25 protein-coding genes are annotated in these 25,586 nt (G+C 60.7%); 17 read left to right on the forward strand and 8 right to left on the reverse strand.

The features are described from left to right. Positions 1-22 precede the first annotated feature (22 nt). Positions 23-1,393 carry an NtaA/DmoA family FMN-dependent monooxygenase gene (locus EEB13_RS07770; protein ID WP_141484979.1) on the forward strand — a complete coding sequence of 457 codons (1,371 nt, stop codon included), beginning with the start codon at positions 23-25 and terminating at the stop codon, positions 1,391-1,393. Positions 1,394-1,895: 502 nt separating this feature from the next. Here EEB13_RS07770 and EEB13_RS07775 read toward each other — a convergent pair. Continuing rightward, a complete protein-coding gene (locus EEB13_RS07775; RefSeq protein ID WP_141484980.1) occupies positions 1,896-2,597 on the reverse strand; it encodes a hypothetical protein in 702 nt (233 codons plus the stop codon). Positions 2,598-2,789: 192 nt separating this feature from the next. Here EEB13_RS07775 and EEB13_RS07780 point away from each other — a divergent pair, with 192 nt between their 5' ends. From EEB13_RS07780 to EEB13_RS07795, 4 genes are read left to right on the forward strand one after another with little or no spacing between them, the layout of a single operon-like run. Further along, entirely contained in the window at positions 2,790-3,152 is a 363-nt protein-coding gene (locus tag EEB13_RS07780) for a GntR family transcriptional regulator (protein ID WP_095886940.1), read from the forward strand. Continuing rightward, positions 3,149-4,084, forward strand: a complete 936-nt coding sequence (locus EEB13_RS07785) for an ABC transporter ATP-binding protein (protein ID WP_141484981.1) — start codon at positions 3,149-3,151, stop codon at positions 4,082-4,084. The genes EEB13_RS07780 and EEB13_RS07785 overlap by 4 nt, the downstream gene beginning before the upstream one ends. Next, positions 4,081-4,821, forward strand: a complete 741-nt coding sequence (locus tag EEB13_RS07790) for an ABC transporter permease (RefSeq protein WP_141484982.1) — start codon at positions 4,081-4,083, stop codon at positions 4,819-4,821. The genes EEB13_RS07785 and EEB13_RS07790 overlap by 4 nt, the downstream gene beginning before the upstream one ends. A gap of 35 nt (positions 4,822-4,856) precedes the next feature. Continuing rightward, positions 4,857-5,261 (forward strand): nuclear transport factor 2 family protein, encoded by a 405-nt coding sequence (locus tag EEB13_RS07795; RefSeq protein ID WP_141484983.1) that lies wholly within the window; start codon positions 4,857-4,859, stop codon positions 5,259-5,261. Between the two features lie 25 nt (positions 5,262-5,286). Here the strand turns inward: EEB13_RS07795 and EEB13_RS07800 are convergent, their stop codons facing one another. Continuing rightward, positions 5,287-6,285 carry a hypothetical protein gene (locus EEB13_RS07800; protein WP_095886943.1) on the reverse strand — a complete coding sequence of 333 codons (999 nt, stop codon included), beginning with the start codon at positions 6,283-6,285 and terminating at the stop codon, positions 5,287-5,289. Between the two features lie 211 nt (positions 6,286-6,496). Between EEB13_RS07800 and EEB13_RS07805 the strand changes: the two genes are divergently transcribed. The 4 genes from EEB13_RS07805 (at position 6,497) to EEB13_RS07815 (ending at position 11,175) form a co-directional block, all read left to right on the forward strand. Next, positions 6,497-7,975 carry a glycoside hydrolase family 3 protein gene (locus tag EEB13_RS07805; protein WP_261984466.1) on the forward strand — a complete coding sequence of 493 codons (1,479 nt, stop codon included), beginning with the start codon at positions 6,497-6,499 and terminating at the stop codon, positions 7,973-7,975. Further along, a complete protein-coding gene (locus tag EEB13_RS31965) occupies positions 7,972-8,607 on the forward strand; it encodes a glycoside hydrolase family 3 C-terminal domain-containing protein (protein ID WP_261984467.1) in 636 nt (211 codons plus the stop codon). The genes EEB13_RS07805 and EEB13_RS31965 overlap by 4 nt, the downstream gene beginning before the upstream one ends. A gap of 143 nt (positions 8,608-8,750) precedes the next feature. Beyond that, positions 8,751-9,362, forward strand: coding sequence for a TetR/AcrR family transcriptional regulator (locus EEB13_RS07810; protein ID WP_141484984.1), 612 nt, complete (start codon positions 8,751-8,753; stop codon positions 9,360-9,362). Between the two features lie 148 nt (positions 9,363-9,510). Beyond that, positions 9,511-11,175, forward strand: coding sequence for a hypothetical protein (locus tag EEB13_RS07815; RefSeq protein ID WP_261984468.1), 1,665 nt, complete (start codon positions 9,511-9,513; stop codon positions 11,173-11,175). Positions 11,176-11,199: 24 nt separating this feature from the next. Here the strand turns inward: EEB13_RS07815 and EEB13_RS07820 are convergent, their stop codons facing one another. Beyond that, positions 11,200-11,568 (reverse strand): winged helix-turn-helix transcriptional regulator, encoded by a 369-nt coding sequence (locus tag EEB13_RS07820; protein ID WP_141484985.1) that lies wholly within the window; start codon positions 11,566-11,568, stop codon positions 11,200-11,202. 112 nt (positions 11,569-11,680) lie between these two features. Here EEB13_RS07820 and EEB13_RS07825 point away from each other — a divergent pair, with 112 nt between their 5' ends. Further along, on the forward strand, positions 11,681-12,307 hold the full coding sequence (locus EEB13_RS07825; RefSeq protein ID WP_187328511.1) for an NAD(P)-dependent oxidoreductase: 627 nt from the start codon (positions 11,681-11,683) through the stop codon (positions 12,305-12,307). 418 nt (positions 12,308-12,725) lie between these two features. Here the strand turns inward: EEB13_RS07825 and EEB13_RS07830 are convergent, their stop codons facing one another. Continuing rightward, on the reverse strand, positions 12,726-13,496 hold the full coding sequence (locus EEB13_RS07830) for a pentapeptide repeat-containing protein (protein ID WP_141484986.1): 771 nt from the start codon (positions 13,494-13,496) through the stop codon (positions 12,726-12,728). Positions 13,497-13,871: 375 nt separating this feature from the next. On the opposite strand from EEB13_RS07830, the gene EEB13_RS07835 reads away from it, so the two are divergent. From EEB13_RS07835 to EEB13_RS07850, 5 genes are all read left to right on the forward strand, one after another. Next, positions 13,872-15,344 carry an MFS transporter gene (locus EEB13_RS07835; protein ID WP_141484987.1) on the forward strand — a complete coding sequence of 491 codons (1,473 nt, stop codon included), beginning with the start codon at positions 13,872-13,874 and terminating at the stop codon, positions 15,342-15,344. Positions 15,345-15,477: 133 nt separating this feature from the next. Further along, positions 15,478-16,110: a TetR/AcrR family transcriptional regulator gene (locus EEB13_RS07840; protein ID WP_141484988.1), complete on the forward strand. Its 633-nt coding sequence runs from the start codon at positions 15,478-15,480 to the stop codon at positions 16,108-16,110. Positions 16,111-16,392: 282 nt separating this feature from the next. Next, positions 16,393-16,935, forward strand: a complete 543-nt coding sequence (locus EEB13_RS07845) for an HtaA domain-containing protein (protein ID WP_261984538.1) — start codon at positions 16,393-16,395, stop codon at positions 16,933-16,935. Beyond that, a complete protein-coding gene (locus EEB13_RS31455; RefSeq protein ID WP_155276675.1) occupies positions 16,932-17,093 on the forward strand; it encodes a hypothetical protein in 162 nt (53 codons plus the stop codon). Before EEB13_RS07845 ends, EEB13_RS31455 begins: the two co-directional genes overlap by 4 nt. A gap of 651 nt (positions 17,094-17,744) precedes the next feature. Next, positions 17,745-18,584, forward strand: coding sequence for a MaoC/PaaZ C-terminal domain-containing protein (locus EEB13_RS07850; RefSeq protein WP_095886949.1), 840 nt, complete (start codon positions 17,745-17,747; stop codon positions 18,582-18,584). 202 nt (positions 18,585-18,786) lie between these two features. On the opposite strand, the gene EEB13_RS07855 is transcribed toward EEB13_RS07850, so the two are convergent. Beyond that, the gene (locus EEB13_RS07855) at positions 18,787-18,990 is read right to left on the reverse strand and encodes a hypothetical protein (protein WP_141484990.1); all 204 of its coding nucleotides are present in this window, start codon (positions 18,988-18,990) and stop codon (positions 18,787-18,789) included. A gap of 39 nt (positions 18,991-19,029) precedes the next feature. On the opposite strand from EEB13_RS07855, the gene EEB13_RS07860 reads away from it, so the two are divergent. Continuing rightward, the gene (locus EEB13_RS07860; protein ID WP_116103492.1) at positions 19,030-20,319 is read left to right on the forward strand and encodes an MFS transporter; all 1,290 of its coding nucleotides are present in this window, start codon (positions 19,030-19,032) and stop codon (positions 20,317-20,319) included. A gap of 291 nt (positions 20,320-20,610) precedes the next feature. Here EEB13_RS07860 and EEB13_RS07865 read toward each other — a convergent pair whose 3' ends face one another. From EEB13_RS07865 to EEB13_RS07875, 3 genes are all read right to left on the reverse strand, one after another. Further along, positions 20,611-22,239 carry an MFS transporter gene (locus EEB13_RS07865; protein ID WP_141484991.1) on the reverse strand — a complete coding sequence of 543 codons (1,629 nt, stop codon included), beginning with the start codon at positions 22,237-22,239 and terminating at the stop codon, positions 20,611-20,613. Between the two features lie 98 nt (positions 22,240-22,337). Next, entirely contained in the window at positions 22,338-23,327 is a 990-nt protein-coding gene (locus EEB13_RS07870) for a linear amide C-N hydrolase (protein ID WP_141484992.1), read from the reverse strand. Positions 23,328-23,452: 125 nt separating this feature from the next. Further along, complete coding sequence (locus EEB13_RS07875; protein WP_230589995.1) at positions 23,453-23,620, reverse strand: DUF1049 domain-containing protein; 168 nt, start codon at positions 23,618-23,620, stop codon at positions 23,453-23,455. 874 nt (positions 23,621-24,494) lie between these two features. Between EEB13_RS07875 and EEB13_RS07880 the strand changes: the two genes are divergently transcribed. Continuing rightward, complete coding sequence (locus tag EEB13_RS07880; RefSeq protein ID WP_141484993.1) at positions 24,495-25,484, forward strand: linear amide C-N hydrolase; 990 nt, start codon at positions 24,495-24,497, stop codon at positions 25,482-25,484. Positions 25,485-25,586: the final 102 nt, after the last annotated feature.

The following is a 25,586-nucleotide window of genomic DNA, read 5'->3' on the forward strand; positions in this document are numbered from 1 at the left end:
TCAGAGCCAGAGGAGTTTCGCCATGACCACTCCGAACACCGGAGCGCCCTACGACGCCGAGGCGCAGGTTCACCTCGGTGTGTTCTATCCGGGGATCGGACCGCAGACCGTATGGGAGGACCCGAAGGCCGCAGATCAAGTCTCCCCCGACACTTTCCTGAAGGTCGCCCAGACTCTCGAGCGCGGGCTGTTCGACGCCTTTTTCCTCGGGGACGGCCAGCGAGTACGGGAGAACCGGGGTGCGGTGCTGTCCACCGACATCGCCGGCCGACCCGACGCCATCACACAACTGGCTGCGCTCGCGGGCGCAACCGACAGGATCGGCCTGGTCGCCACCCAGAACACCACATACAGTCTGCCGATCGATCTGATTCGCAGGCTCGCAAGCCTGGATTTCCTGTCCGACGGACGAGCCGGCTGGAACATCGTCACGACCGACAACGCCTGGACCGGTGAGAACTTCCGGCGAGGCGGGTGGCTCCCCCACGAGCGCCGCTACGAAAGGGCCACCGAACTCGTAGAACTGGCCAAGGAGTACTGGGCCACATGGTCTCTCGGCGACGTCGCATCGAGCGCCGCCTCCGACGCATGGCTGCCGGACGGCCACGCCGGGAATCTCACCCGGACTTCCGACCTGTTGCGCGCCAGCGCAATATCAACCGTTCCGGGTAGTAAGCAGGGGCGGCCGGTGCTGTTCCAGGCCGGCGACTCGGACGGTGGCCGGGAACTGGCGGCGCGCCACGCCGACGTCGTGTTCTCGGCAAACAGCGACTTCGACGACGCCGCCGCTTACGCCCGCGATCTGCGGTCGCGGCTCGCCGCACACGGCCGGTCCGCGGATTCGCTCCGCATCCTGCCCGGCGTCACCGTGATCATCGGCGACACCCCGGAGGAAGCCGATGAGAAGGCCCGCTGGCTCCGCGAGAACGCGTACAACCCGCATCGTGCCATCGCCTACCTCGAACACTATTGGGGGCAAGACCTCTCGGCGTACGACCCCGACGGCCCCCTGCCGGACATCGACCCTATCGACGGTGAACTCGATCCGTCTCGCGGCACGATTCAGATCGCGGACCGCACCGGCAAGCTCGACCAGATCTCCCGTTGGCGTGCGCTCGCCGACGAGAAGGGCCTCTCCATCCGGCAACTGGTCCTCGAGGTCGCCCCGAACTCTCGGTACCTCGCCGGGACCGCCGGCGAGATCGCAGACCGCTGGGCGTACTGGGTCCGACACCGAGTGGTCGACGGATTCAACATCAACCCCTACCATCTGACGGATTCGATCGACGACCTGGTCGACAAGCTCGTCCCTGCGCTACAGGACCGTGGCGTGTACCGCACCGAATACACGACCGACACACTCCGCGAGCACCTCGATCTACCTGCGGCATAGGGGATGTCGTCTCCGCCCGGCCTAGTGGTCGCCTTGATGAACCGAAAGTATTGGCGCAGTTGGCGCGTTCGAGGATGCGGGCGAAGATCGAACAACGCGAAGGAACGTTCAGCGGGCACTGCAACGACCATCACATAATTTCCGCAAGAGTCAAATCATTGTTCGCATAACCGCGTGTTGTCACCATGGCTCTATGCCTGCGATACACCCAGCCGCCGTCCGCGTCGCGGATCGCCCCGGTCAATGTGCAAACTGCACTCACCCCTCTCCCTCCCTGGGACGAGGGTTGATCGAACGCTGCCTCAAACTCAAACCGCAGCCCGCTCGGTGCGCCGAGATCGTCGTCATGGACTACTACACGGGGTTGATCGAATTCTGCCGGTGCCGACATCCATTCCATGGATCATGACCTCGACGGTCGATTCCTTTCCCCTACGGTGTCCGTCGGATGTTGTCGCCCAACTTTGATGCTCTGTGGATTCCGGCCGGAGCGGGGGTATCACTAGTTGACGCAGAAAACACCCTCCTCAGGCCGCGCTGACAGATCGGGAATCAAGTCGGCACACTGCTCGATACCAGCCGATCCCGTTGCGAAATCCGAAAGCTGCGGACACACATGGACAATCGCGGAATGGATCAAGTATTCGTGGGCGGCGATGTCCGAACGATCGAATTCCAGAGCCTGCACTGATTGCCACAGTCCGGCGGTTCCCTGCTCCGCGATCGAGGTACACGCCCGGCGGCCTAATTCGGCGGCGTGACCACGAAGCTCCCTCAGAGCGATCCCGTTGTACAGGGCGCCGTCCAATTGCGGTAACCCACACACGTCCCGAGCAAAGGCTGCGTCACCCCCAGTCGGCACCGAGTCGTTCACCACGTGTGACCATTCGGCCCGCTTCTGATTCTCCAGGTCCTCGCGAGAGGGAAACGACTGCTCCGGGTAGTGGATGCGTTGGTCGTCGAAAATGTTCTGCCAATAGATAACCGATTCGTCGACGCTCACGTTCGCGAAGTCTGCATCGAGGCAATGTACGGATGGGTTCATCGGTGCATCGGAGGGCCGTTCGGCAAAGTATCGGGGATTCGGCGTCTGCTCGATTCCGGCGACATCGCGCGAATTCTGGTCAGGAGTGCATGCAACCGCAACAAGTCCGGCGAGAACGACGACCATTCCGGCCAGTGCCGGGACAATCCGAAGACTCACAGCCAACCTCCCGAGAAATCGCGTACCGATTCGACTCACTATGCAGCACCACCGGATTCTTCGACGCGATGACGCTCGTGCCGCTTCACCGAACTGGTCGGGCATGAGGCCTCGGGGTTGCCAACACACCTCCCCAAGTTCTATGGTTCATTACATGAGTAATGAACCAGTGAGCCCCGGGCGCCGATCATCGTGATCGACGACGGACGACCACTGTTCCAGCAGATCGCCGAGCAGATCGAAAGCTCGATCATCGACGGCTCACTACCCGAGGACGGGCAGGTGCCCTCGACCAATGAACTTGCGGCGTTCCACCGGATCAACCCGGCGACGGCAGCCAAGGGCCTCAATCAGCTCGTATCCGAGGGGATCCTCTACAAGAAACGAGGAATCGGAATGTTCGTCACTCTCGGTGCGCGCGACGCACTCAGGTTCAGACGCCGAGAAGCATTCTCACGTCAGTACATCGAACCGCTCGTCGCAGAAGCCGAACGACTCCAGATTCCCCTCGACGAACTCAAATCCATGCTGGACGACAGGAAGGTGGCCCGATGAACGCGAGCATGACAACGACCGGGACCGACGTCAGGCGTTTCACCGAATCAGAACTCGTCGCCTCGATGCGCTCGGTGAACAGAAGATACGGGGATGTCGACGCGCTCTCCGACGTCACGTTCGAGATCGAGCACAACAAGATCTATGGCCTGCTCGGCCGTAACGGCGCGGGCAAGACGACGATCATGCAGATCCTGACCGGGCAGGACCTGCACACCAGCGGCGAGGTCGAGGCATTCGGCGCCGCCCCGTTCGAAAATTCTGACGTGCTGGCGAACGTGTGCTTCGTCAAGGAAAGCCAGACATACCCCGAAGACCTCCGGGTCAAGCACGTACTCACCGCCGCGAGCCATCTGTTGCCGAAGTGGGACCACACGTTCGCCGAGGCACTGCTCGACGACTTCCAACTTCCTCTGGGCCGCAAGGTAAAGAAGCTTTCGCGCGGTATGCGGTCGGCACTGGGGGTAATAATCGGGCTCGCATCCCGCGCGCCGCTGACGCTCTTCGACGAGCCGTACCTCGGTCTCGATGCCGTTGCACGCCAACTGTTTTACGACCGACTTCTTGCCGACTACGCCGAACATCCACGTACCGTAGTGCTTTCGACTCACCTGATCGACGAGGTAGCCAATCTGCTCGAGCACGTGATCGTCGTCGACCACGGCCGAATCGTGCTCGACGAGGACGCGGACACACTGCGCAGCCGCGCAGTAGTGGCAACCGGTCCCCTCGCTGCTGTAGATGCTTTTGCCGCGTCCGGCACGGTTCTGCACCGTGAGTCCCTCGGCACCCACGCCCGAATCACGGTGCAGGCCGGCGTGACCGATACCGAGCGGAACCGTTTACGGGAGGCGGGGGTCGAACTGGAGCCGGCATCTTTGCAGGAACTTGTCATCGCGACCACCACACAGCGCAGGGAGACCACCGTATGAGCATCACAACGACCGCGCCCCGGACGATTCCGAAGGCGCCCACCCGGTCCCGGATCGGTTCCGTCCTCCAATTGCATACGGTCGCATGGCCGCTGCTGATCGCCTGGCCGGTCGGCATTCTGCTGGTCTCGTTCCTGATCAGCTTCACCATCTACGCGATCGTCGGGAACGAGCAGGGCGAGGGCTTCACCGGCAGCGTGTTCTCCGTCTACGGTTTCGTGCTCGCTTTCTACCTCCAGTCGATGGCCCAGACATTCCCGTTCGCACTCGGACTGAGCGTGACTCGCCGCGAGTTCTTCACCGCCATAACGGTGATGGCGCTTGCACAGTCCGCGGTCTTCGCAATCGCGCTGCAGCTGCTGTCAGTGGTGGAGTCCGCTACCAACGGCTGGGGTGTGCACATGCGTATGTTCGGCATCGCACGCTATTTCACCGACAGCACGGCCGTGCAGCTGTCGGCGCTGTTCGCAACGCTGCTGCTGACCAGTTCGATCGCGATGCTGACGGGTGCGATCTACCAGCGGTGGCGGATCACCGGTCTGCTTGCCTCCCTCACCGGACTCTTCGGCGCGCTCGGCCTGTCAGCGATCGTAATCACCTGGGCCCGCTGGTGGCCGGCGATCGGTTCGTGGTTTGTCGATGTCCCACGGGTGGTGCCGATGGCGCTGCTCCCTCTCGTCCTGACCATCGCGTGCATCGCCGGCGCCTGGGCGACACTGCGGCGCGCAACGCCGTGACGGCCACGATCAATTAGAGGAGCCGAGGAGCGATGATGGGCAAGGACGTCACAACAGGCACGGGTGATGACGTGCAGGCAGACATACTCGCGATCCACGAGCAGTGGTCCACGGCGATCGTCTCGAACGATGCCGAACGAATCGGCAGATTCATGGCGGACGACTGGGTGATCGTGTCCGATTCGGGCATCACGTCCAAAGAACAATTCCTGTCTATCATCCAGTCTGGCGAGCTTACCCACTCGACGTTCGACCGGGTCAACGACGCCAGAGTCCGCACCTACGGTGACACCGCGGTTCTGACAGCGCGGTTGACGAACACGGCGCACTACCGCGGCCGACAATTCGACGCCGACGAGTGGACTACCGATGTCTTCGTTCGACGGAATGGCCGCTGGCTGTGCGTGTTGAGCCAGATCACCGCAACTGCCACTCGCTGACTTTCGCTCGTGCAGGTCCTCGGCGTCAGCTGATGATGTTGCTAGCTTGGTTACTCCACGCCGGCAGGCTGAACAGCTCACCGGCCCCGGAGATGAAGGCACTGTGCGCATGCGCGTCTCCGCGCAAATTGTCCATGTTCCACGCAGTGAGAACACCAAGGAACCCCTGCACTCCGTCGACGCAGCCCGGATCGTTTGCCGGGCAACCGGGTTGACCTTGAATGTCGTTGTGGTTAGGACCGTTCAGAGTCGCGCGCACCTTCGGAACAGAGTCCGGGGTGGCGCCGAAATAGCCCTCCGCGGACTGCGCTCCGATCAAGTCCCACGGCAACGGCTGGATCGACTGCGAAATGGGGCTGTTGGAGCCGTTCACGTACAGCACAGAACCTGTGGTCAGCGCCCGCGGATCCGTGCAGACGTTCATCGCCGCATCAGCCTTGGGCAGACCACACATGTACTGGCCCGGAAGCTCTATGGGGACAGCGGTTTTCAGTTCGCCGCCGGAGCTGATCGCCGCGTTGAGGGCACCGACCGCCCCCTGAGAGTGCCCCATCGCACCGACATTGCCGGTATCCAAACTCTGATAGAAAATGCTCGACGGATCGCTGTCCTCATGTCGGAGGAAATCCACTGCCTCCAGCATTTCCTGACCCGTGCCCGTATTGGTGTTGTCGGCCGCGATCACCACGAACCCCCACGATGCCAGGTGCGAGAGCAGATAGTCGTATTGGAAGGGGTGTGCCCACGTCCCGTTGCCCCAAGTGATGATCGGGTGCCGATCTCCGTTCGCACCCAGGTCAGTGGGATACCAGACGTCGAACTTGTTACCAGAGGAGTCGCAGCAACCGAAACCTTGCTGACTGGTCACCTCCCACGGACCTCGCTCGGAGTACGTGCCATCGACGGTTCTGCCGTTCGCGACAGGCTCTCTGGTTCCACCCGCCTGCGCTGTGGCGCCGGATCCCAGCAGAACCAGAGTTGCAGCGGCGAGGAGCACGACACTTTTGCTCATCAGACTTTTCATGTGATGCACCCTAACGACGAGACCTAATCCAACTAAGGCTTTGTAATCTAATCGTTACGACTTCGAGTTCGCCTGCCGGAGAAGCACCTTCGGCATGGCCAAGCCAATATATAACGTTTTAGTAACAACACCTATCATTTATTAAGTTTGATGGCACGATGAGTTTCCATCGGACGGGCAACCAACCCACACCATGTCGAAGGAGTGCACATTGCGGGACGAAGCAACTTACGAGGCCGTCGAATCAGCACTCGCCAAGCTCGACCTGGATGCGAAGGCACGGCTCCTCCAGGGCCAGGACATGTGGACCCTTCCTGCCCTTCCGCAAATCGGGCTCGGGTCGCTGGTGATGTCCGACGGACCGGTAGGTGTGCGAGGCGTCTTCTGGGGACCGGACGATCCGTCAATTCTGCTGCCGTCGCCCACCGCAATGGCCGCGACCTGGGATCCTGACCTGATCGCGCGTGCTGGAGTTCTGCTCGCGCAGGAAGCCCGGCGCAAGGGCGTGCACCTGTTGCTCGCTCCGACCGTGAACATGCACCGCACCCCGGTTGGCGGCCGACACTTCGAGGCCTACTCCGAGGACCCTTTGCTCACCGGCGCAATCGGTTCCGGCTACGTCCGCGGGGTGCAGTCCGGTGGCGTCGGCGCCACCGTCAAGCATTTTGTAGCCAATGACGCCGAGACGGACCGCATGTCCGTCGACAACATTGTGTCCCCGAAGGCGCTGCGCGAGATCTACCTTGCGCCCTTCGAGGACATCGTGAAGAACTCCCGACCCTGGGCAATCATGTCCGCGTACAACAGCGTCAACGGCACCACCATGAGCGAGCACAACGAACTTCTGAACGGAGTATTGCGGGGCGAGTGGGGATTTGACGGCTGCGTAGTCTCGGATTGGATGGGAACGCGCTCGACCCTTGGCGCGATTCTGGGTGGCCTCGACATCGCGATGCCCGGCCCGCGCTCCGTCTACGGAGAGCTACTGGCCGAGGCAGTCAGGAAGGACGAGGTCGACGAGTCGGTAGTCGACGACGCAGTGCGCCGAGTCCTACTGCTCGCGGCGCGCGCGGGCCTCCTCGAGGACGCCAATCCTGCGGTGACCGAACTCCCCGCGCCGGTCGACGGCCGCGCTCTGGCCCACGAGATCGCCAGCCGTTCCTTCGTACTGACCCGCAATGCTCCCATCGGCGGTGAGACGATCCTGCCGATCGACCCGAGCACTACCACCGTCGCACTGATCGGACTGGCCGCCCGCGACGCCCGCGTCCTCGGTGGCGGCTCCGCAATGGTCTTTCCCGAGTCCGTCGTGTCCCCACTCGACGGACTGACGGCAGCCCTTCCCGACGGCGCGCTCAGCTACAGCATCGGCACAACGTTGACCGACCAGATGGGCACGGCCGAAAGAGGATTCGAATTGCGCGCCCGGTGCTACGACGCTGCGGGAACCCTGCTTCGAGAACTGGACCTACCCAACGGAATGATCACGTGGATGGGAATCCTCCCGGAAGGCCTCGACTTCCAAGCGCTGCACACTGTCGAGGTCCTCGGCACTTTCACACCCAGTGAGAGCGGTTCGCATCGATTCGGCACCAAGGGACTCGGCATGTTCACCCTGACAGTCGGCGGTGAAACTCTGTTCGACGGTGACCAACCCTTGGAAAGCTCCCGCGAACTGTCGTTGTCGTGAACTCGGGTTCGCCGGTGGAGATGCCCTGGCGGAACGATGTCTCGGCGGTATTGTTGAGCTGGTTCCCCGGCCAGGAAGCCGGCGCCGCACTGGCCGATGTTCTGGTCGGACTGACTGAGCCGGGTGGCCGGCTACCGACCACCTGGCCCGCAACACTTGCAGATTGCCCGGTCACGGATGTCACACCCGTCGATGGCAAGCTCACGTACACCGAGGGCCTGTTCATCGGCTACCGCGCCTGGGACCGAACAGATGTCGCACCCGCGTTCGCGTTCGGACACGGTCTCGGCTACACCACGTGGGAATACGAGAGCGTCGAATGGCAAGGCGACACCGTCATGGTTCGTATCCACAACACTGGATCTAGGCAGGGACGCGAGGTTGTGCAGGTGTATCTCGCTACCGCCGACATCGACCCGTCCAGACCCGCCCGTGCGCTTGCCGGCTTCGCGAGCGTGGTGGCAGAGGCCGGCGAAACCGCAACGGCAACAATCACTCTGCCGCGTCGTGCGTTCGAGGTCTGGGACGAGCAGAGCCGTAGTTGGTGCTACCGACCCGGTTCGTATGATCTCCACGTCGGTGCCTCGTCGGCCAACTGCCCTCTCACCCTGCGCATCGAGACTCGAAATTGAAGTCCTTGAACACCGTTCGCGTCATCGCGGGGGCCGTCACCTTGGCAATGCTCTCGCGCCGACCCAGAGCCAGGACGCGGGACTGATGGCCGTCATCCTCACCCAGGCGCGATGAGAAACGCTTCCGTCGATAGGCTCACTGCATGACTGAGCGACAACGGGGTGGCCGGGCGGTCAAGGCCGAGGCCCGGCGCGAGGCCATTCTCGATGCGACGATGGCCGAGATCGCGGAGCGCGGATACCGCGGCACCACTCTCGCTGCCGTCGCCGAGCGCGTCGGCCTGACGCAACCCGGACTGCTGCACCACTTTCCCAGCAAGGAGCACCTCCTGATCGGAGTGCTCGACGCTCGCGACCGATGGGACGCCGCAGCCCTTCTCGCGAACTCGACGGATGTGCGCCTGTCGCACCTCGAACAAATCGTGGAATTCAATGCCGACCGGCCCGGAGTCGTCCAGACCTTCACCGCACTCGCCGCCGAAAGCGCGACCGGGCAGCACCCAGCGCGTGAGTTCTTCACCGAGCGCTATGCGTCCGTGCGAGAGGGCATGGCCGAATTGCTGCGCGCGGAGCTCGGGGACCGATTGGCCGGCGGGCTCACACCCGAGCAAGCTGCACCACTACTCATAGCTGTCATCGACGGCATACAGATCCAGTGGCTCTTGGCGCCGGACGAGGTGGACATGCCTGCCGCATTCCGGAACTTCCTCGCGCTACTGACCGCGATGACGCCTTCCGAGCACCCGGCCGCCTGACTGGACGGGCTCCTGGTCACTGTGGAGCAGCGACGCATCCGCTACCTACGTCCAAGGCCACAATCAGCACGCTGCGCCGCATTCGACACGGATGGACCGTCCTCACTAGCAACGCGGTGGACATGTCGATGCATGCGAGAATCGGACAATGATCGACACCAGCCGTAGAGTGTTGCACCCGCGCCCAACGCGACTTCTGTGTGTCGGCGTCCTCTTCGCCGCAGGCTTGCTGTGGCCCACTCCCCTCGCCGCGGCCGCACCCGCCGAGGCCGGACCAGCGAGCTGCGTACCGTTCGGGACCGCCCAGCTGCCGCCGGGCGCTCCATCGGGCGGAGGGCGCATCGGGCTGGCCGAATTGCCGACGTTCACCGGCTCGACCGCCCCGGAATCTATCGAGGTTCGCACGCCGACAACGCAATTCAACCGATTCTGGGACTTCGCGCTTGTCGGCCACGACCTGCTCACTCGGCCACGGGAAGCCGACGCGTCTACCACCGAACCCTGGCGATTCGTACCGATGCCCGAGTGCCTGCGCGGCCGACTGGTCGGGATATCGCTGGACGACGACGAACTCGTCGCGGTCGACGACAACGGCTGGATCTACACGATGGACAACGCGTCCCAGCACCCGCTCGCTTGGAACTGGACCTCCGCGTGGGGCGCACCCCTGTGGAGCGCCCCCGGCCGCCAACTACCAGGAGACCGGCCGAACGGATGGGCGCTGAGCGTGTCGTCGCCGTGGGACAACCAAACCTTCACCGACATCGCCGGACGAATCCACTTCGTCGGATTTGGCAAGATGACAATGCTCCCCGCGCTGACCGGGGACGGCAGCCGCATCACGTACGCGGACCCGTGGCTCCCCAACGACGACAGCTACGAGATCGGCGGGCCGCTCGGCGGGCGGTTCCAGGCCGACTCGTTGTCGGCGGCCGGATCCACCACCTTCGTGATGAACAAGTACGGCGACATGTACACCCGCACATTCGATTTCGACTCGTCGGGATCGGACTCGATCTTCTTCCGCTACAGCTGGGACGACCAGTCGGATAAACCGTCCGCGCCCAACCTCGTCGTCGAAACACTCGACCGCAGCACCGCCGCAATCCAACTGCCGGCTCCGGACTGGGTGCACCAACCCAAGATTCCCGGCGAGATCACATCCGCGATCAGTGTGCACTCCCTCGGCCCCGGCCCGAATCGGCGCGAGTTGCGCGTAGAGGGCCGTAACGGCACCGAATCCGGCTTCTGGCACAAGGATCTCGTAGGCGGCATGTGGGAGTTCACACCGACGGGCGCGGACCTCCTCGGCTCGCCGATCGAGAACACACCGATCGACCGCTCGGCAGATACCCTGGCCCCCGCGGCCCCTTGGGACCTGTCCACAACGCTGCCTGCGCGCAACGGCGCCATCGACGGTCAGACACTGATCGACATCGGTTTTCCGTACACCGTGGTGGACCCGCGTATGCTCGACGCGATCGGCCAGCACGCACAGCCTTCTGGCTACCGGTTGGACGTGGACCACTTCGACCCCGTCGCCACCACTCGGACCGCAACAGTCACCGCACCGGACGGCACCTGCATTCCAGTCATCCTGCACACCGCCGACGGACTCCGAATGACACCTCGCGGGCCGGGCCTCGACGCCAACCCCCGCCACCTCGTCGGGGCAATCGAAATCCCGGCGGACGCGTACGCGACTCGGGAATCGAACCCCGCACTGGACGTGTTTATCCGAGACTGGATGCGCGGCAACCACATTGCCGCGATCACCCTCAGCGCCACCGACCATGACCTAGTTATTCGCTGACACGAAACCCCGCCGCGCGACCCGTCAAGCGAGCCCAGCTTCGTGCTGACGACGCGACTCGATCACCTCCGGAAGGTGTTTTTGAGACCACTCACAAGCAGCCTGCAGCGGCTGCGTGAGCGTGTATCCGAGTGCGGTCAAAGCGTAGGTAACGTGGCGCGGAGATTCCGAATGTACTGTCCGACTGACGAACCCGTCACGCTCCATAGTTCGCAGAGATTCGGTGAGGACTTTCGGCGCAACGTGCCGCATCGGGACTTGTATCTCGGAGAACCGCCGGGCCCCACCGAGGAGGCAGAAGATGATCTGAGCATCCCATTTACCGCCTACCTGCACCGGAGGACGAACCGTCCCGCACGAGGCGAATAGTTCTGAATCCAGAGGTCCAGTCATGGAATCCACACTACGGATGTCGAGTTGCTTACGTTGCGGTAACCGAGGGGGCACGTTCTACCGTGAACTCGTCCCCGTCGCCATCTCGGTGACGCAGTGAACGGAGGAAAGCATGAGCCGGATTGTGTTGTTCGGAGCTGGCGGCCGCGCGGGTCGTCGAATCTTGGCACAGGCCCGCGCCCGGGGCCACGACGTACTAGCCGTGATGCGCCACCCACATGCGCACCCCGACATGGACGGCGTCACGGGCGACGTCACCGATGTCGCTGACGTACGCCGACTCACGGCAGGGGCCGATGCGGTGATCAATGCCGGCGCTAGCATGGATGTACCACCGGACCAGTTCTTTTCCGCATCCACGCATGCATTGATTGGAGGACTGCAGACCAGGCGTCTACTCGTGATCGGGATCGGAACAACCCTCGAACCGACCCCGGGAATACGACTGGTGGATACCCCTGACTTCCCCGACGAAGCGAAGCCGTTCACCGTCGGTCATGCCCTCGAACTCGAACTTCTCCAGCAGAGCCCGAGCGAACTCGACTGGGTGGTAATCACTCCCCCTCCTGTGGTCATCGCAGAGCACGCCGAAACCGGCCCACTGCTAGTCAGCGCCGGCCCGGAACTCTTGCATTCATCCGATCCCGCATTCACCTATACCGACCTCGCTGTCGCGACGGTTGACGAAATCGACAATCCGACGCACCACCGAACACAGATCGCCGTGGTCAGAAACTGAATCCCCATTGGGAAACCGTGGATCGATCAACGAGTCGAACTCCACCGGGACGAAGGCTACGCCCGCATCGAGATGCCGATCCAGAGGCTCGAAGCTGTCGAACAGCGACACGTCCGTCCTTCACGACGAACAATCCGTTTGCGATTTTCGGCGGTGCCGGCCTTTGTAAAAGATCCAATTGTTCGTCGACTTCCGATTTCTTGGCCGAATCAGCCGAGGTGAACTCGAAACAGTTGAGGCGCAGCGAATCGAGGGCATCAACGACGCTGTACGACTGGTAGCCCCTGACGCGTCGACGTACAACGACATTCGAGAGCAGATAGCGGAGTGCAGAGCCTCGAGCGTCTCCGCGTTCACTACGCGCCTGACCGTCGCCGCCGGACGGGCAGGCGGACGAAGCAGCCGAGGTCAACGTCAGCTAGCTCTTCACTCGAGTTTCGGACTTGACGGCCGGCCCATCCTCATCCTCATCCTCCGCGACAATGGCTCGGGCGTAGCGTGCGGCATACCGCTCCAGTGCGACGCTTGCCTCGTCTTCACCTTTCCATTGGTCAGGCACAGCTGTGCCGTCGCTCGTCGTTCGCGAGACCTGTGCCATGCCGAAATCGATGATGGTACGGGTGAACGAGCACCGCACGAAGCTCGTCGACGCGGAGAACCGCACGGCACCGAAGGTGCAATCGACGAACGAGGTGTCGGAGAACTGCGCACCTGCGAGGTCCGAGTCGTCGAACGTGCACCGATCGAACACGGTATTGGGCACGGAACGTAGCTTGTGGGCTTTCGCTCCAGTGAAATCGCAATCGACAACCTTCGGCCCGAGCGCCAGACGAGAGAGGGTGGCGCCGCGGAAACTGCATCGTTCGAATCTGCGGTTCAAGCGTGGTTGGCCGGTCAATGCGGCGAAATCGAAGCGGCAGTCGAACAATTCGGCTTCGAACGCCGTGAGCGCACCGCGCACGAAACTCAGATCGATACGTTCCAGCGTGACGAATCTGATGTCCAATCCATAGCGACCCACCGTCAGACCACACAAATCCAGCAGCGCATTCTCGGTCGCGGGCCACGGGGAGGTGAGCGTGTGAGGCGGCTTGGTGATTCGCGACTGATCGAGCAGCTGCGCCCGTAGATTCTCGACGTCCTCTACTGACCAACGGCGGCGCAGAGCGCTGATCTCCGACCTCTTCACAGCCCCGATCGTATCGCTTACATCGGCAGAAACTGGCGGTGGCTGCCGAAGACCCGATTGGAAATGCGATTGCAGTCAGCTGGGCAGAACTCCACCGGTTCGGATTCGAGATCAACGGTCCGCAGCCCCCGCCTTCGAAGCGGCAGGCAACTTGACAATGTAGGACGTGGACGTTGGGCCGCAACCGGTTTCGTCCGACGGCGGCAATCCTCCAGCAAAGAAATGTGACCCTTGACACAGTTATTCGTCACTCCATACAGTTCAGCGGACGATAGTCGTCTCTTATTCGGTCGACCCGTAACCCTTGACGAGAAGGACACGAGAACCCATGCCTGACAACTCAACTCATGATGAATATTCCAACGGGGCGTGCCAGTGACCGAACCAAGCATTCAGTCAAATCTTGCGATGTCTCCACATCAAGCCGGAGGACTCGCAGCCGTTGGATTCCTGGCTTTTTCCGAAGTCATCAGCGGAATGCTGCAGTCGTGGTACATCCCGCTCTTACCGCACATTGGACAGCAACTCAGTGTCAACCCGGCACAACTCAACTGGGTGTTGGCTTCCTACCTCCTCTCGACCGTAATTTGCGTGCCTTTGCTGGCCAAACTGGGAGACAAATACGGCCACCGTCGCATGGTATTGATCGTGCTTGGCACCGTAACCGTCGGAACGATCCTTACCGCGATGGCACCCTCATTCGGGATCTTCTTGTTGGGCAGAATCATCCAAGGAACGCTGGGCGCGCTTCTCCCTCTCGAGTTGGCAATTCTCCGAGAACGAGCTGGCGCTGACGCAGGACGCGCAATCGGAATACTTGTAGGGTGCCTTGGCGCCGGAGGCGCGGCGGGGACACTTTTGGTCGGGATACTCGGAACTACAGTCGACCTGACTCTCGCCCTCTTCATTCCCGCCGCACTCACACTGACAAGCCTTGTTTGCATTGCATATTTCGTGCCCGAAACCTCCACTCGTGCAACAGGGTCCATCGACTGGACGGGTGCTGCACTGCTGGGCACCGGCCTCGGGGCCTTTCTCATCGGGATAAGCAATGGAAGCAACCTAGGGTGGATTTCTACTACAACCCTGATGACAGTTGGCGGCGGCGTGGCATTACTTGTCGCCTTTGTCATGATGGAAAAAAGAATCAGCACCCCCCTAGTCGACTTCAACTTGTTGACGAAGGGAGGAGTCGGATTCCTGTTAGTTTTGACATTAGTATTCGGATTGCAGTTTTACGGAGCCGTTACAGTTTCTACACTGTATTATTCATCCAAACCTGACATCGTCGGATACGGATTTGGTCTCGATTCGATGGGCATCGCGTTCGCGATAACCCCAGTACCCATTGCCCTCATGATTTCGGCGGCGCTCGCCGACAGATTCGCGCGACGATTCGGTACACGAACGGCACTGCAGATTTCTGCTGCATTGATTTCCACTTGGTTTGGTGGGTTAATTGCATTTCGACACACACTGTCCGCCTTCATTTCAATGGGATTCGTTGGCGGCACCGGAATTGGTCTATTCGTCGCAATCCTTCCCGCACTCGTGATTTCTCGCGCACGTCCGGAAGACTCCGCAATCGCGGGCGCTCTATATAACACCGCGCGAACGGTGGCTGGGGCAACCGCTGGAGCGATATGCGCCGCGATCATGTCCGGGATGTTGATCAGTGGGTCGAAAATACCAAACGAAGGTGCATTCATCACAGTTTGGTCCGGCTGTATCGGAGCGGGAGTTCTAATTTTCATGCTCGTCCCGTTCCTTAACAAGCTAGGCGGAAAGGCCTACCAACCCGAGTCGCCGGAGCAAGTGATCAATCATCCGGTCCGAGAATCATCGTGAGACTGCGTACGAGATCTTTCGAACACCAGTTTTGAGCAGTGAGCGGGCCGTACCTCGCTACTGCATCGGGCTTGACCAGAACTGACGAGATGCCCTGAAGAAATTGCCGGATGGCGCGTGGCATGATGGGCCAATGTCACGCGCCATCCAGCAACCATCCGGCCGCGGGCGCCCGATCGATCCAGACATAGAAGCACGTCTTCTGTCCACTACGCTGGAATTGTACGGAGATCTGGGGTGGGCAAGACTGAATCTCGATCTCATTGCGCGACACGCCAAGGTTGGAAAAGCGGCCCTCTACCGGCGATGGCAAACGAAAGAACAGATAATGTCAGCCGCGTTGCGATCCCACCAAGGTCCCCAGGTCGACTTCGATACCGGAACGTTTCGTGGCGACCTTCTTACTCTTGGCCGAGCGACGGCAGATTGGCTACTAGGCGATTACGGCTTAGTGCGAATGCGAGCCATGATTGATGCAAAGATTTATCCCGAACTATTCGAGGGCGAAATAGCCGATTTGCGCAGTGAAACTATTGCCAACGGTCGTGGAATTATCTTTCGCGCAATCGAACGCGGTGAAATCATAGAGGGTACGTCGCCAGCCCTGGTACTCGATGCTGTCACAGGAACAATCGAGCACCATTATTTGATGACCCCGATGTCGAAACTCAAAGAGTTCGAAGCCGGGGCCGAGAAATACATCGAATCAGTCGTCGACCTCGTTCTCGCGGGCCTCAACTGCCACAGTAATTCTGCCGACAAGTAATCACGAGTATCACCTGTCGACCAACCGGGAATCAAGCGCTCAACTTCTGTTCTCGCGGTGCACCGGCAGGCTGAGCCATTGAACGACCGACTAGCCTGTTTAGGCGAAAGTTGTTGACGTACATATACATCGAGCGTCTATAACCGACGGACCTGGCCGACGATGGTCGGCAGCGACGGGTCCGATCCTTGGTTGCGTTCAATCGGATCGCGACTTCCTGATGCGCGTAGGTAGAGAAACGAGATCACTATGGAAATGCCATAGATCGATACCTCCACGTCACTGAGATGGTCAGTGAAAGAGTCATTGCTGCAATACGTTCGAGCACTTGGCGAGATTTCATATGATTCTGCCATCGTCGAACGGGGCAACGAACTGGCCTGGCCACTCGTCACCGATCATCATAAGCCCGACGGAACTCGGATTGCCCAGTACCGTGGCCGGATCCATCTCCGGGCACACGACGGACTTCTGGATATCGTCATCGCCGATCCCCAGGTTCGTTTGACCGGGGTGCAGGGGCAATTGAGCGTAGCGGCATCCAATGAACGATCTGAACGCGTCGTTGTTGCAACCCTCGATGTCATAGACAACTCAGCATCCGGTGTGCGCGCCGAAGTACGGGTGACCACCGCCGGCTCTATGCTCTTCGGCTCCAATTGTCCTTCAGGAAAAAAGCTTTCGCTGTTGACCATCGGGTTGGCCCACAGTGACAGACACCGAACGCTCTTTCTTGCATGCCGCCGATCCCTCGTCAACCTCGACAAAAGTCACACCGAAGCGACGCTGGACGATTTTCTTGGTGACGTTCCAATTTCGCTGTGAGTACCGACCGGCTCGATCAACCGTCGGGCAGCGACGCGGAGCCGGTCCTCGACACAGGCGCCGCTGAGCCGGCATTGCCACTTCTCGAATGTGAACACCTTCGTAGCAGCCGACTGGCGCGAGTTCCCCTGCCACTACGAGGACGCGTTCGAGCCTAGGACGCCTACACATGACGACGCAGCAGATGGCGCGGCTGAACAGGTCTGCAACAGCACGATATTCGACACCATCCGCAGTCCTCCTTCGCATTCCCTGTTTCACTGCTCCACTGCGCGTCATCGGACCCGCAGAGAGGACAGATTGCGCGGGCAGAACAAGCACTCGGTACCCACGGCCCAGAACCGAATGCGTAGCCCCTCTTCGCGTCGGGTGTTGTTTGTGGAACTAGGCCGGACGGGGTGCTCCTTTCTGACTACACAAACCAACCGTCTCGGCACAGGAAAGACCTCGAACGTGGCTCACATCGGGTGAGTCCTGTCCGCTAAACCTGGATCATCGTCCAACAATCGGAACGTGTTACGCTTAGCTAGCGTGGACCTCGCTCCACGTATTGTCAAGTCCCCCTCACTACTTCACCGGCCAGTGCGATCGAATCGCAATCTTTCGATCAGGCGAAGAAATGAAGCTCCTGTTGAAAATATTCACTCGATATGCTCAGGTATAAAGAGAACAGGATCCGATTAGGCAAACGGGTCTTCCCTGAACCTGTGGAGTGCTGCGCCCTACTGTCGGCGCCGCAGGACACCCCAGGCAGCACGCCAGGTCGCGGACCGATACCGCTGACCTCTCGAGATAAGACGAGGTACTAGATGTTCGACGAGTCGTGGGTGGGTCGGCGAAGTGAGACGATCACACGCAGTTGGTCGTCCAAGGATGCGTTGCTGTATGCACTTGCAGTGGGTGCCGGGCAGGGCCACCCGTTGGAAGAACTCGAGTTCACCACCGAAAACAGCGAGGCAAAGCCGCAGAAGGTGTTGCCGACATTCGCGAATGTCGCCCTCTCCGGTGGCCTCATTCCGTTGCCAGACGGTGTGGACCTGTCGAAAATGCTCCACGCCGAGCAGGGATTCATCATCGACGACGCACTCCCCGTCGAGGGTGAGGTAACCACGTCCAGTGCCATCGCGGGCGTCTACGACAAGGGTTCCGGAACACTCGTCGAGGTCGAATCCGAAGCCCGCGACGATACGGGACGTCTGCTGAGCGTCGTTCGATCCGCTATGTTCTTCCGTGGATCCGGAGGGTGGGGTGGCAGCCGGGGACCGGCCTCGGAATGGGAGAAACCCGCTGGCAAACCCGATCATCAGGTCACCTACCGCACTCGCACGGACCAGGCACTTTTATACCGACTGACTGGTGACCGAAATCCTCTGCACACGGACCCTTCGTTCGCGTCCCGAGGCGGATTTCCACGACCAATCCTGCACGGTATGTGCGCGTACGGGTTCACCGGCCGTGCGCTGTTACATGCTGCTGCCAACTCGGAGCCGAAGCGATTCCGCGCGATGCAGGGTCGTTTCACGAAACCCATTCTCCCCGGCGAGAGCCTCACTGTCTCGATGTGGATCGACGGCACGGTCGTGCGATTCCAGACAACAGATGCAGCAGGTACACCCGTCATCGACCAGGGCACCGCCACCATCGTGTGACCGTAAGACACACATCATTTCCGAAACAATCAGGCGGACAACAACATCATGGGATCTCCCGCGAGCAGCGAAGCGATCTGCACGGGATCAGGGCGAAGTATCGGAGCAGCAGCTGTCAGCACGCTCCCTCCGACTTGGGAACTGAGACCAGAACCGCGGATACTGACCAAACTTTCCACTAGATAGCGAAGCTCGCTGTCACTCAGTCCGGCAACGCTATCTGTTTGTTGCGCTCACCACGGTTGACCACACCCGCGTCGGCCATCTCATGTGTCCCTGCCTTACCAGCCATGTTGCCAGGAGTACCAATGAAGATATTGTCACGTTCGCGTCCGTTCGGCAGGGAGATACATTTCGGCGTCAGGTCGACGATTTCCGTTGCGGGAGAAAATAATCGCGTGGTCATCGGCAGTCGAGCAGTAGCCCAGCCGAAAGCGCTCTACCGATGACGCGCACCGTAAGTGATCCTGCGACAGAAGTCACCGAGAACGCTCGTGTGCCGTCAACCGTGTGGGTCCTCTCGTTTATCGCTGTCGCGTCCGGTCTCGGCTACGGAATGCTAGGGCCGGCACTGCCGGCGCTGGCTGACCTTTACTCCGTCGGAGCAGCGAGCGTAAGTCTTGCCGTCAGTGGACTCGCGGCGGGCCGACTGATCGCAAACGTCTCCCTGACGGGCTTGTTGAAAAAATTCCGTCTGCGGAACGTCCTCGTACTCGGACTCGCCATTCAAGCTGTATGCAGTGTCGTCGCCGGCTTATCGCCGACCTTTGAACTCTTTGTTGCATTTCGGTCGATAAGCGGCATAGGCAGCGCCGGTTTCACCGTCGCAGGTACCGGATTGTTGCTCATCGTCACGACTTCGGCGCAACGCGCCCGCTCGATGAGCGTTTACTTCACAGCCACATCGTTGGGAATGATCTCAGGACCGGCGATTGGCGGGTTGATGGCAACGATCGACCCGCGCCTGCCGCTGATCATCTACGGCGTGCTTCTCGGCGTGGGGTCGCTGGTTGCTTTGGTCGCGCTGCGCAGCGTGCGAGGACTCCGCACGAGTGACGGCATTAGTGCCGAAGATGTTGTGCCCGTCTCGACCTGGAATCTCCTCCGACAACTATTTCGCAGCCGCACGTTCGTAGCGGTAGTGCTGCTTCAGTTTGCGACGGGATGGGTGTTGTACGGCGTGCGCACCGTGGTCATGCCGGTCCGGCTTGATGACCTCGGGTTCGGTATTGGGGTAATCGGCATGTTGTTGACAGTCGCGGCCGTCGCCCAAATTGCCGCAAGCAGCTTGGGCGCTGTAACCGGACGGCTGAGTTTTCGAACGGTCACTGTCACAGCTCTCGTTGTAGCGCTGGTCGTGACCGCTCTATTTGGTGAGCTCGAGGAAATACAGTTGATCGTTGCTGCCTTCGTCGGACTCGGGCTGGCTCACGGACTGACTTCCACCACGGCACCATCGCTCCTCGGAGAGGTGGATGGTGGCGACAGCGGTCTAGCGTTGGCCGCCTTTTGGATCGCGTTCGACGTTGGCGCGATTCTGGGACCGTACACAACAGGTGCTCTCCTGGATGCGGCCGGCGCCCCCGTAGCGTTCCTGTCGAGCGCCGGTGTCCTGGCTGCCGCCCTCGTTGCCTGCCTGTGCATACCCCGAAAACCGAGAATACCCTCCCCAAGCGAGCTGTTTTCGCAGGTCAAGACAGAAGATCCTCCCAAGACAGCTCACAGCAGCGACTGAGCAGCTCCCACAAACAATTTGAAATTGGTCCGAGAGTCGCACTCACGCCGCCAGGAGACCGTCGTACTCATCCCTGACAAACGTCGGAGCTGCGGTCGACGGTCTCATGGTTGTCGAAGCGAACCTCGCTGAAGTGCGCTGTCTCAGTGAATAGCTCGACTCGGCGCGGCCTGACGATTGTATTCACTGGTCTTCGACCAATTTCGTTGCGGAGCTGTTCTTCTGGTTCGTCGCGGGCATCGCTTCGACAACGCTTGCTCTCGAAATCTCTCGACCGCAGAGTCGCGATCGTCACCCTTCCCGCCGGGATGGCAGGTGCCTGAACGTCACGATCGGGAGTAACGCCGCCAACCCGAGCACGCAGAGGCTCGCACGCAGCGCAACCAACCTGGATTCGACATTGATCTCCACCGCCCGGTCGAGCTGCGCCGAGGTCAACTCCATTCCCGCGAGGCGGCTTCGGAGGTCGTCGTTCTCGACGAAGCTAACCGAACTGGTTGTTACTTCGATTCTACTGTTGGACAGTAGATCCGAGCTTTCGGCGACACGGACCGAGGCAGACTGCGCAAGCACGGACATCAGCACGGCCCCCGCGACGGCGGTACCCGTGCACAGGCCGAGAAAGTTCGCCATTCCCCGAGCGCTGCCGATCTCTCCGGAGAGAGACGGTGGGCTGGTCTCCATGAGCAATGCACTGCCCGCACTCAGTCCCACTCCGATACCGAGGCCCAAGGCGACCTCACTGATCAAAGTCCACGCACCTGACCATTGGTTGGAGATGGTCATTGCCAGCAGTATCACCGACGCGGCAGCCAGCACGTGGGCTGCTGTCAACAACCATCGGCACGCAAACAGTCGCATCAGAACTGGTGTGGCAGCAGCGGAGGCGAGTGCGGCAAGGGAGATCGGTATCAGCATCAGTGCCGTCCCCAGTGGACTCTTGCCCAGCACCATCTGCGTATAGAGCGGCAGCAGGTAGCTCACGCCGGCCATCAACAGGTTCACCGCGACCAGCCCACTCAGGCACGCACGGTTGAGCCCAGAGCCGAACACCTGAGGGGCAAGCAGGGGTGTCCTGTCAGCGTCGAGCAACTCGTGTTGGCGCGCGACAAACGTGTGGAGCACCAGGCCGCCGATCACTACCAACGCGAGCACGGGAGAGAGGCCGAGCACACTCAAGGGAGCACCCTCGGCGGCGAGGACAAGCCCCCACGATCCGATCTGATTGATGGCGGCGACCAACATCAGCACGCCCACGGCCGAAAGCGCGATACTCGTCTTGTCGATGGTCCCTCGGAACGTAGTCCGGGGAAGCCGTAGACGGGACGCGACGACGCTCGTTCCTGCAATTACGACGAGCAGCAGCACGAAGGGTGCTCGCCAACCCCAGGCCTGCACGAGGAATCCACCGACCAGCAAAGCGAGCGCCGCACCGATTCCGGTTGTACCCGCCAGCACCGACACCGCAACGGTGCGCTGCGTGCCGGAATATGTCTGACCGAGAATCGCCAGCGCGTTGGGCACAAGAAGAGCACCACCGAGTCCGGCGATCGCCTCACCTGCGATAAGAACCGAGACATTCTGTGCCAGAACGCAAGACAGCATTCCCGCGGCGTAGACACTCAAGCCGAGCAGCTGAGTGTTTCTAGCACCCAGCACCCCGCTGATCTTGCCGCCCGTGATCGTGAAGGCTGCGACGAACACGCCGTACGCGACGATGGCCAACTGCACGTTTGAGATCGTGGTGTCCAGCCCGTCGACGATCCCACTGATCGCCACTGGCAACACCGTGGCGTTGAACACCGAGACCAAACCGGTGAAGCACACGAGCACGAGCGGTAACCAACTCGCGCTGACTTGAGCGTCGACCGCTCGCTCGGTTGCCACAGGGACGGAAGGCAGCTGATCCGCAGTATCCATATACGTACACCTCTCGGGGATCGGCGATGGTGCGGCGGCGAGAGTGACCACCGACGCAGGGTGGCCTCTCCCTCTCGCCGTGAGCCTGCTGCTGTCGATCAGGCCGGCAGAGTCAGAAATTGCATTGGCGGCGTTTCCTCGAAGCGGCGAGAGACGTTACCGGCGAGTCCGCCTTCGAGGGACGTGTCGCCCATCAGGTCGACCTTGCCCGCCGGCGCGCCCTCGTTGAAGTCCAGCTTGTCGAAGTCCACCCACACGACATTGGGTCGCGTGGTCGAGTCGAAGACGTACCGCTTGTTGGTCAAATCGGAGACGGTCTGCCAAATCGTCTGCGAGGCATAGGGTTTGTCGGGATCAGGAATCCTGAAGGGTTGCGCAGCATTGCGGATGACGCTGAACATTCCCGCCACCGCCTCGACCTCGCTCTTCGGCTCAGGCAGCCGGCCCACGTAATATGCAGCGCGAGCGAACCGGTCGGCCGCAAGCGTGGTCCCCGGCAGCGGCTTGGTGCCACCGAACCCGTCGACCTCTTTGAGAAGTTCGATTTGCTTGTCGAAGGACGGGGAATTGGTCATCACGAGGTAGTCACGGTCGTGCCAGACGGTCGCCTTGCCGTCGAGGTACTCGATGATCGCCGAATCGCCGGTCGCGTCGTCCAACGCAAGGTGAACGGCGGGCACCTCGCCAGTCGCCGGATCGCCCAGCGGTACAACCTGGACATCGGAATCGACGATCCAGGCGGCGGCATCCGCAACAGTGGCAAAGTTGTCCAGGAAGTACTGCAGCCAGATCGCCATGCTCAGACCTGGCCTCGATGTGTCACGACTACCGTAATCCGATTCCGCGAGCCACAAGATATGGCCCGCCAGTCCAGCCTCGTTCATACCGTCCACCGACATCATGTCGAATGCGCCGGCCACGACGCTGCCGTATTCGGCTGTCCAACTAAGGGAACCGCCGACGCCGTCGTTGCGTTCAATCCCCTGGGGAAGCAACCACAGATTTGTCCCGGTGTCGCGGTGATAATCCATGTTGCGGCCGACGAGAACTGCCCCTGCAGCATCAGGCCAAATTACTCTGGTACACATCGTTTCACCTTCTGTAGATTTCGAGAGAACCAGTGTTTGCCGATATTCTTCTGCTACGCACCTGAACTATGAAGACCTTTCCGCGACAGCCGATCCCGGCCACCGACAGCTATTCGTTTGCGAATTCAGTTGGTTGGCTTTTTACGGCGGGTGAGAAGGCCGGCGATCCAGCCGAGTAGGAGGATCACGACGAGGGTGAGCCAGAGCGGTGACTGCACGGATACCCAGAACAGTTTGATCGTGGTTTCGCTCCGGTTCTGGAAGATGAAGATCAGGGTCAGAACCACCAACACCGCAGCGAGGATGTTACGCGGGTGAGTAACGATGGGGCGGAGTCGATCTGGGCGCCTGAACTCATGGGAGCTACCTTTCGTCGCCGCAGTCGGTGAGTAATCGGTCTGCGAGGATGCGTGCTTTCCGAGCGGGAAACTTCGCGTGCGTGAGACTGCCCGCGGTTACGGTTCGCCGACCATTGAGGAATTGATCCAGACATCCGTGTCTACGAGGACGGCTGGTCGGCACAGTCACAAAAACTTGCCCGAGAAATCCGAGCCGGACTCGGCGGGCGCTACGACAAAGATTGGAACAATCGAAATCTAACACGTGAGACGCAGCGCGATGGTCGATTAGGGCGAATTCTTAGACTAACCACCCTCCTTGTCACTGCCTTTGTCCGGCCGGCCGATCGACCACTTGCTACATGCGGCAGGTGCCGTTCGCCTGACACATCATGCGTGTACATCACGCACTAAATCGCGAAATTCACCCACGATTTCACCCCTAGCCAATGTGCCGTATGCCCATGCAAACACGTGACTCGTGATACAAAACAAAGGAGAGTTGCCTGCACACATCTTCTTTCAGACCCTTTGTCAGACGGCAATTCTTGGAACGCGTTGATCCGCGACATACGTCGAAAACGGCAGCGAGGCGCCTGTACACGGAGGTGAAAAGCAGATACCTCATGAAGACCGGCGGGGTAATTCGCGCTGCTGGTCATTGGACTCGATTGTTCACAGCGACTACGGACTATCCACCGATAACGCAGATGAATCGTGCGCTCGCCTGCCGAGTTGCGGACCTCGTGCGCCATAATCGGAGGGCATTCCAATAACCATTGCCTGAGCAGTTGATTCGTCCCACATCTGATCCTGGAAAGGTGAAAGTATGTGCACTCGCGTCATCTGGAATGAACCCGGCGGAGCGGTTCTCGTCGGTCGAAACATGGACTACCACCGGGATACCGCCACGAACCTGTGGGTTATGCCTCGGGGGATCAAACGAGACGACGGCGTCGGCGGCCAACTGTCCTGGGTAGCCCGATACGGCAGCGTCGTGGCAGGCGCGTACGACATGATGACCGTCGACGGGATGAACGAAGTCGGCCTCGCCGGGCATATCCTCTGGCTCTCCGAATCAACGTACGGCGAGCACGACAAAAGCAAACCCGCCTTGAGCATGGCGGTCTGGATGCAGTACTTCCTCGACAACTTCGCAACCGTCGACGAAGCAGTGGCCTGGATCGAGGACACCAGTGTCCAAGTCGTCCCACTGGGAGACCCGAGCACCGGTGAAGTACCCGCGGTGCACCTCGCGTTGGACGATGGGAACGGCGACTCCGTAGTCATCGAGTACATCGACGGAAAGCCCAACGTGTGGCACAGCCGTGACTACCGCGTGATGACCAACTCCCCCACCTACGACAAGCAGATCGAACTATTGAAGCAGGTCCAAGGGTTCGGTGGAGACAGGCCACTTCCCGGAACCACAGTGGCCTCCGATAGGTTCGCGCGCGCAGCGTATTACGTCGGACGCCTTCCCGAACCCAAGACCGAACTCGAGGCAATCGCCGGCATGTTCAGCGTCATCCGTAACACCGCGCAACCGTTCCGCATCCCTGATCCCGACAAGCCGAACGCGTCGCAGACGATTTGGCAGACCGTCTCCGACCTCACCAACAAGCGATACGTCTTCGAGTCGACAACTCGACCCAATGTCGTCTGGGTCGAATTGAGTGAATTGAACTTCGAGGAGGGCTCTCCCGCCGGCAAGCTCGACCTGATCGGGGACACCGCTCTCGAAGGTGGGCTGGCCGGAAATGTCACCGGCCGCTTCGATGAGACCGCACCTTTGAAGTTCCTCGCCCTTCCGTCCTGATCGGTACCCGAATTATCGGTGGTTATATGCGCTTGCAAGATATGGGCAGCGCACATAACCGCCGGTATTCGCGCGACTATATCGCGCGATAAACATTGCTCG

Origin of the sequence: Rhodococcus sp. WS3 (assembly GCF_003797085.1) — a bacterium.
Lineage (GTDB): Bacteria > Actinomycetota > Actinomycetes > Mycobacteriales > Mycobacteriaceae > Rhodococcus_F > Rhodococcus_F globerula.

Bases quoted from the DNA above. Each gene is read 5' to 3' on its own strand.
- EEB13_RS07770 (WP_141484979.1), top strand. From the start codon at position 23: ATGACCACTCCGAACACCGGAGCGCCCTACGACGCCGAGGCGCAGGTT.
- EEB13_RS07785 (WP_141484981.1), top strand. From the start codon at position 3,149: ATGAACGCGAGCATGACAACGACCGGGACCGACGTCAGGCGTTTCACC.
- EEB13_RS07790 (WP_141484982.1), top strand. From the start codon at position 4,081: ATGAGCATCACAACGACCGCGCCCCGGACGATTCCGAAGGCGCCCACC.
- EEB13_RS07795 (WP_141484983.1), top strand. From the start codon at position 4,857: ATGGGCAAGGACGTCACAACAGGCACGGGTGATGACGTGCAGGCAGAC.
- EEB13_RS07800 (WP_095886943.1), bottom strand. From the start codon at position 6,285: ATGAAAAGTCTGATGAGCAAAAGTGTCGTGCTCCTCGCCGCTGCAACT.
- EEB13_RS07810 (WP_141484984.1), top strand. From the start codon at position 8,751: ATGACTGAGCGACAACGGGGTGGCCGGGCGGTCAAGGCCGAGGCCCGG.
- EEB13_RS07815 (WP_261984468.1), top strand. From the start codon at position 9,511: ATGATCGACACCAGCCGTAGAGTGTTGCACCCGCGCCCAACGCGACTT.
- EEB13_RS07820 (WP_141484985.1), bottom strand. From the start codon at position 11,568: ATGACTGGACCTCTGGATTCAGAACTATTCGCCTCGTGCGGGACGGTT.
- EEB13_RS07825 (WP_187328511.1), top strand. From the start codon at position 11,681: ATGAGCCGGATTGTGTTGTTCGGAGCTGGCGGCCGCGCGGGTCGTCGA.
- EEB13_RS07840 (WP_141484988.1), top strand. From the start codon at position 15,478: ATGTCACGCGCCATCCAGCAACCATCCGGCCGCGGGCGCCCGATCGAT.
- EEB13_RS07850 (WP_095886949.1), top strand. From the start codon at position 17,745: ATGTTCGACGAGTCGTGGGTGGGTCGGCGAAGTGAGACGATCACACGC.
- EEB13_RS07855 (WP_141484990.1), bottom strand. From the start codon at position 18,990: ATGACCACGCGATTATTTTCTCCCGCAACGGAAATCGTCGACCTGACG.
- EEB13_RS07860 (WP_116103492.1), top strand. From the start codon at position 19,030: ATGACGCGCACCGTAAGTGATCCTGCGACAGAAGTCACCGAGAACGCT.
- EEB13_RS07865 (WP_141484991.1), bottom strand. From the start codon at position 22,239: ATGGATACTGCGGATCAGCTGCCTTCCGTCCCTGTGGCAACCGAGCGA.
- EEB13_RS07870 (WP_141484992.1), bottom strand. From the start codon at position 23,327: ATGTGTACCAGAGTAATTTGGCCTGATGCTGCAGGGGCAGTTCTCGTC.
- EEB13_RS07880 (WP_141484993.1), top strand. From the start codon at position 24,495: ATGTGCACTCGCGTCATCTGGAATGAACCCGGCGGAGCGGTTCTCGTC.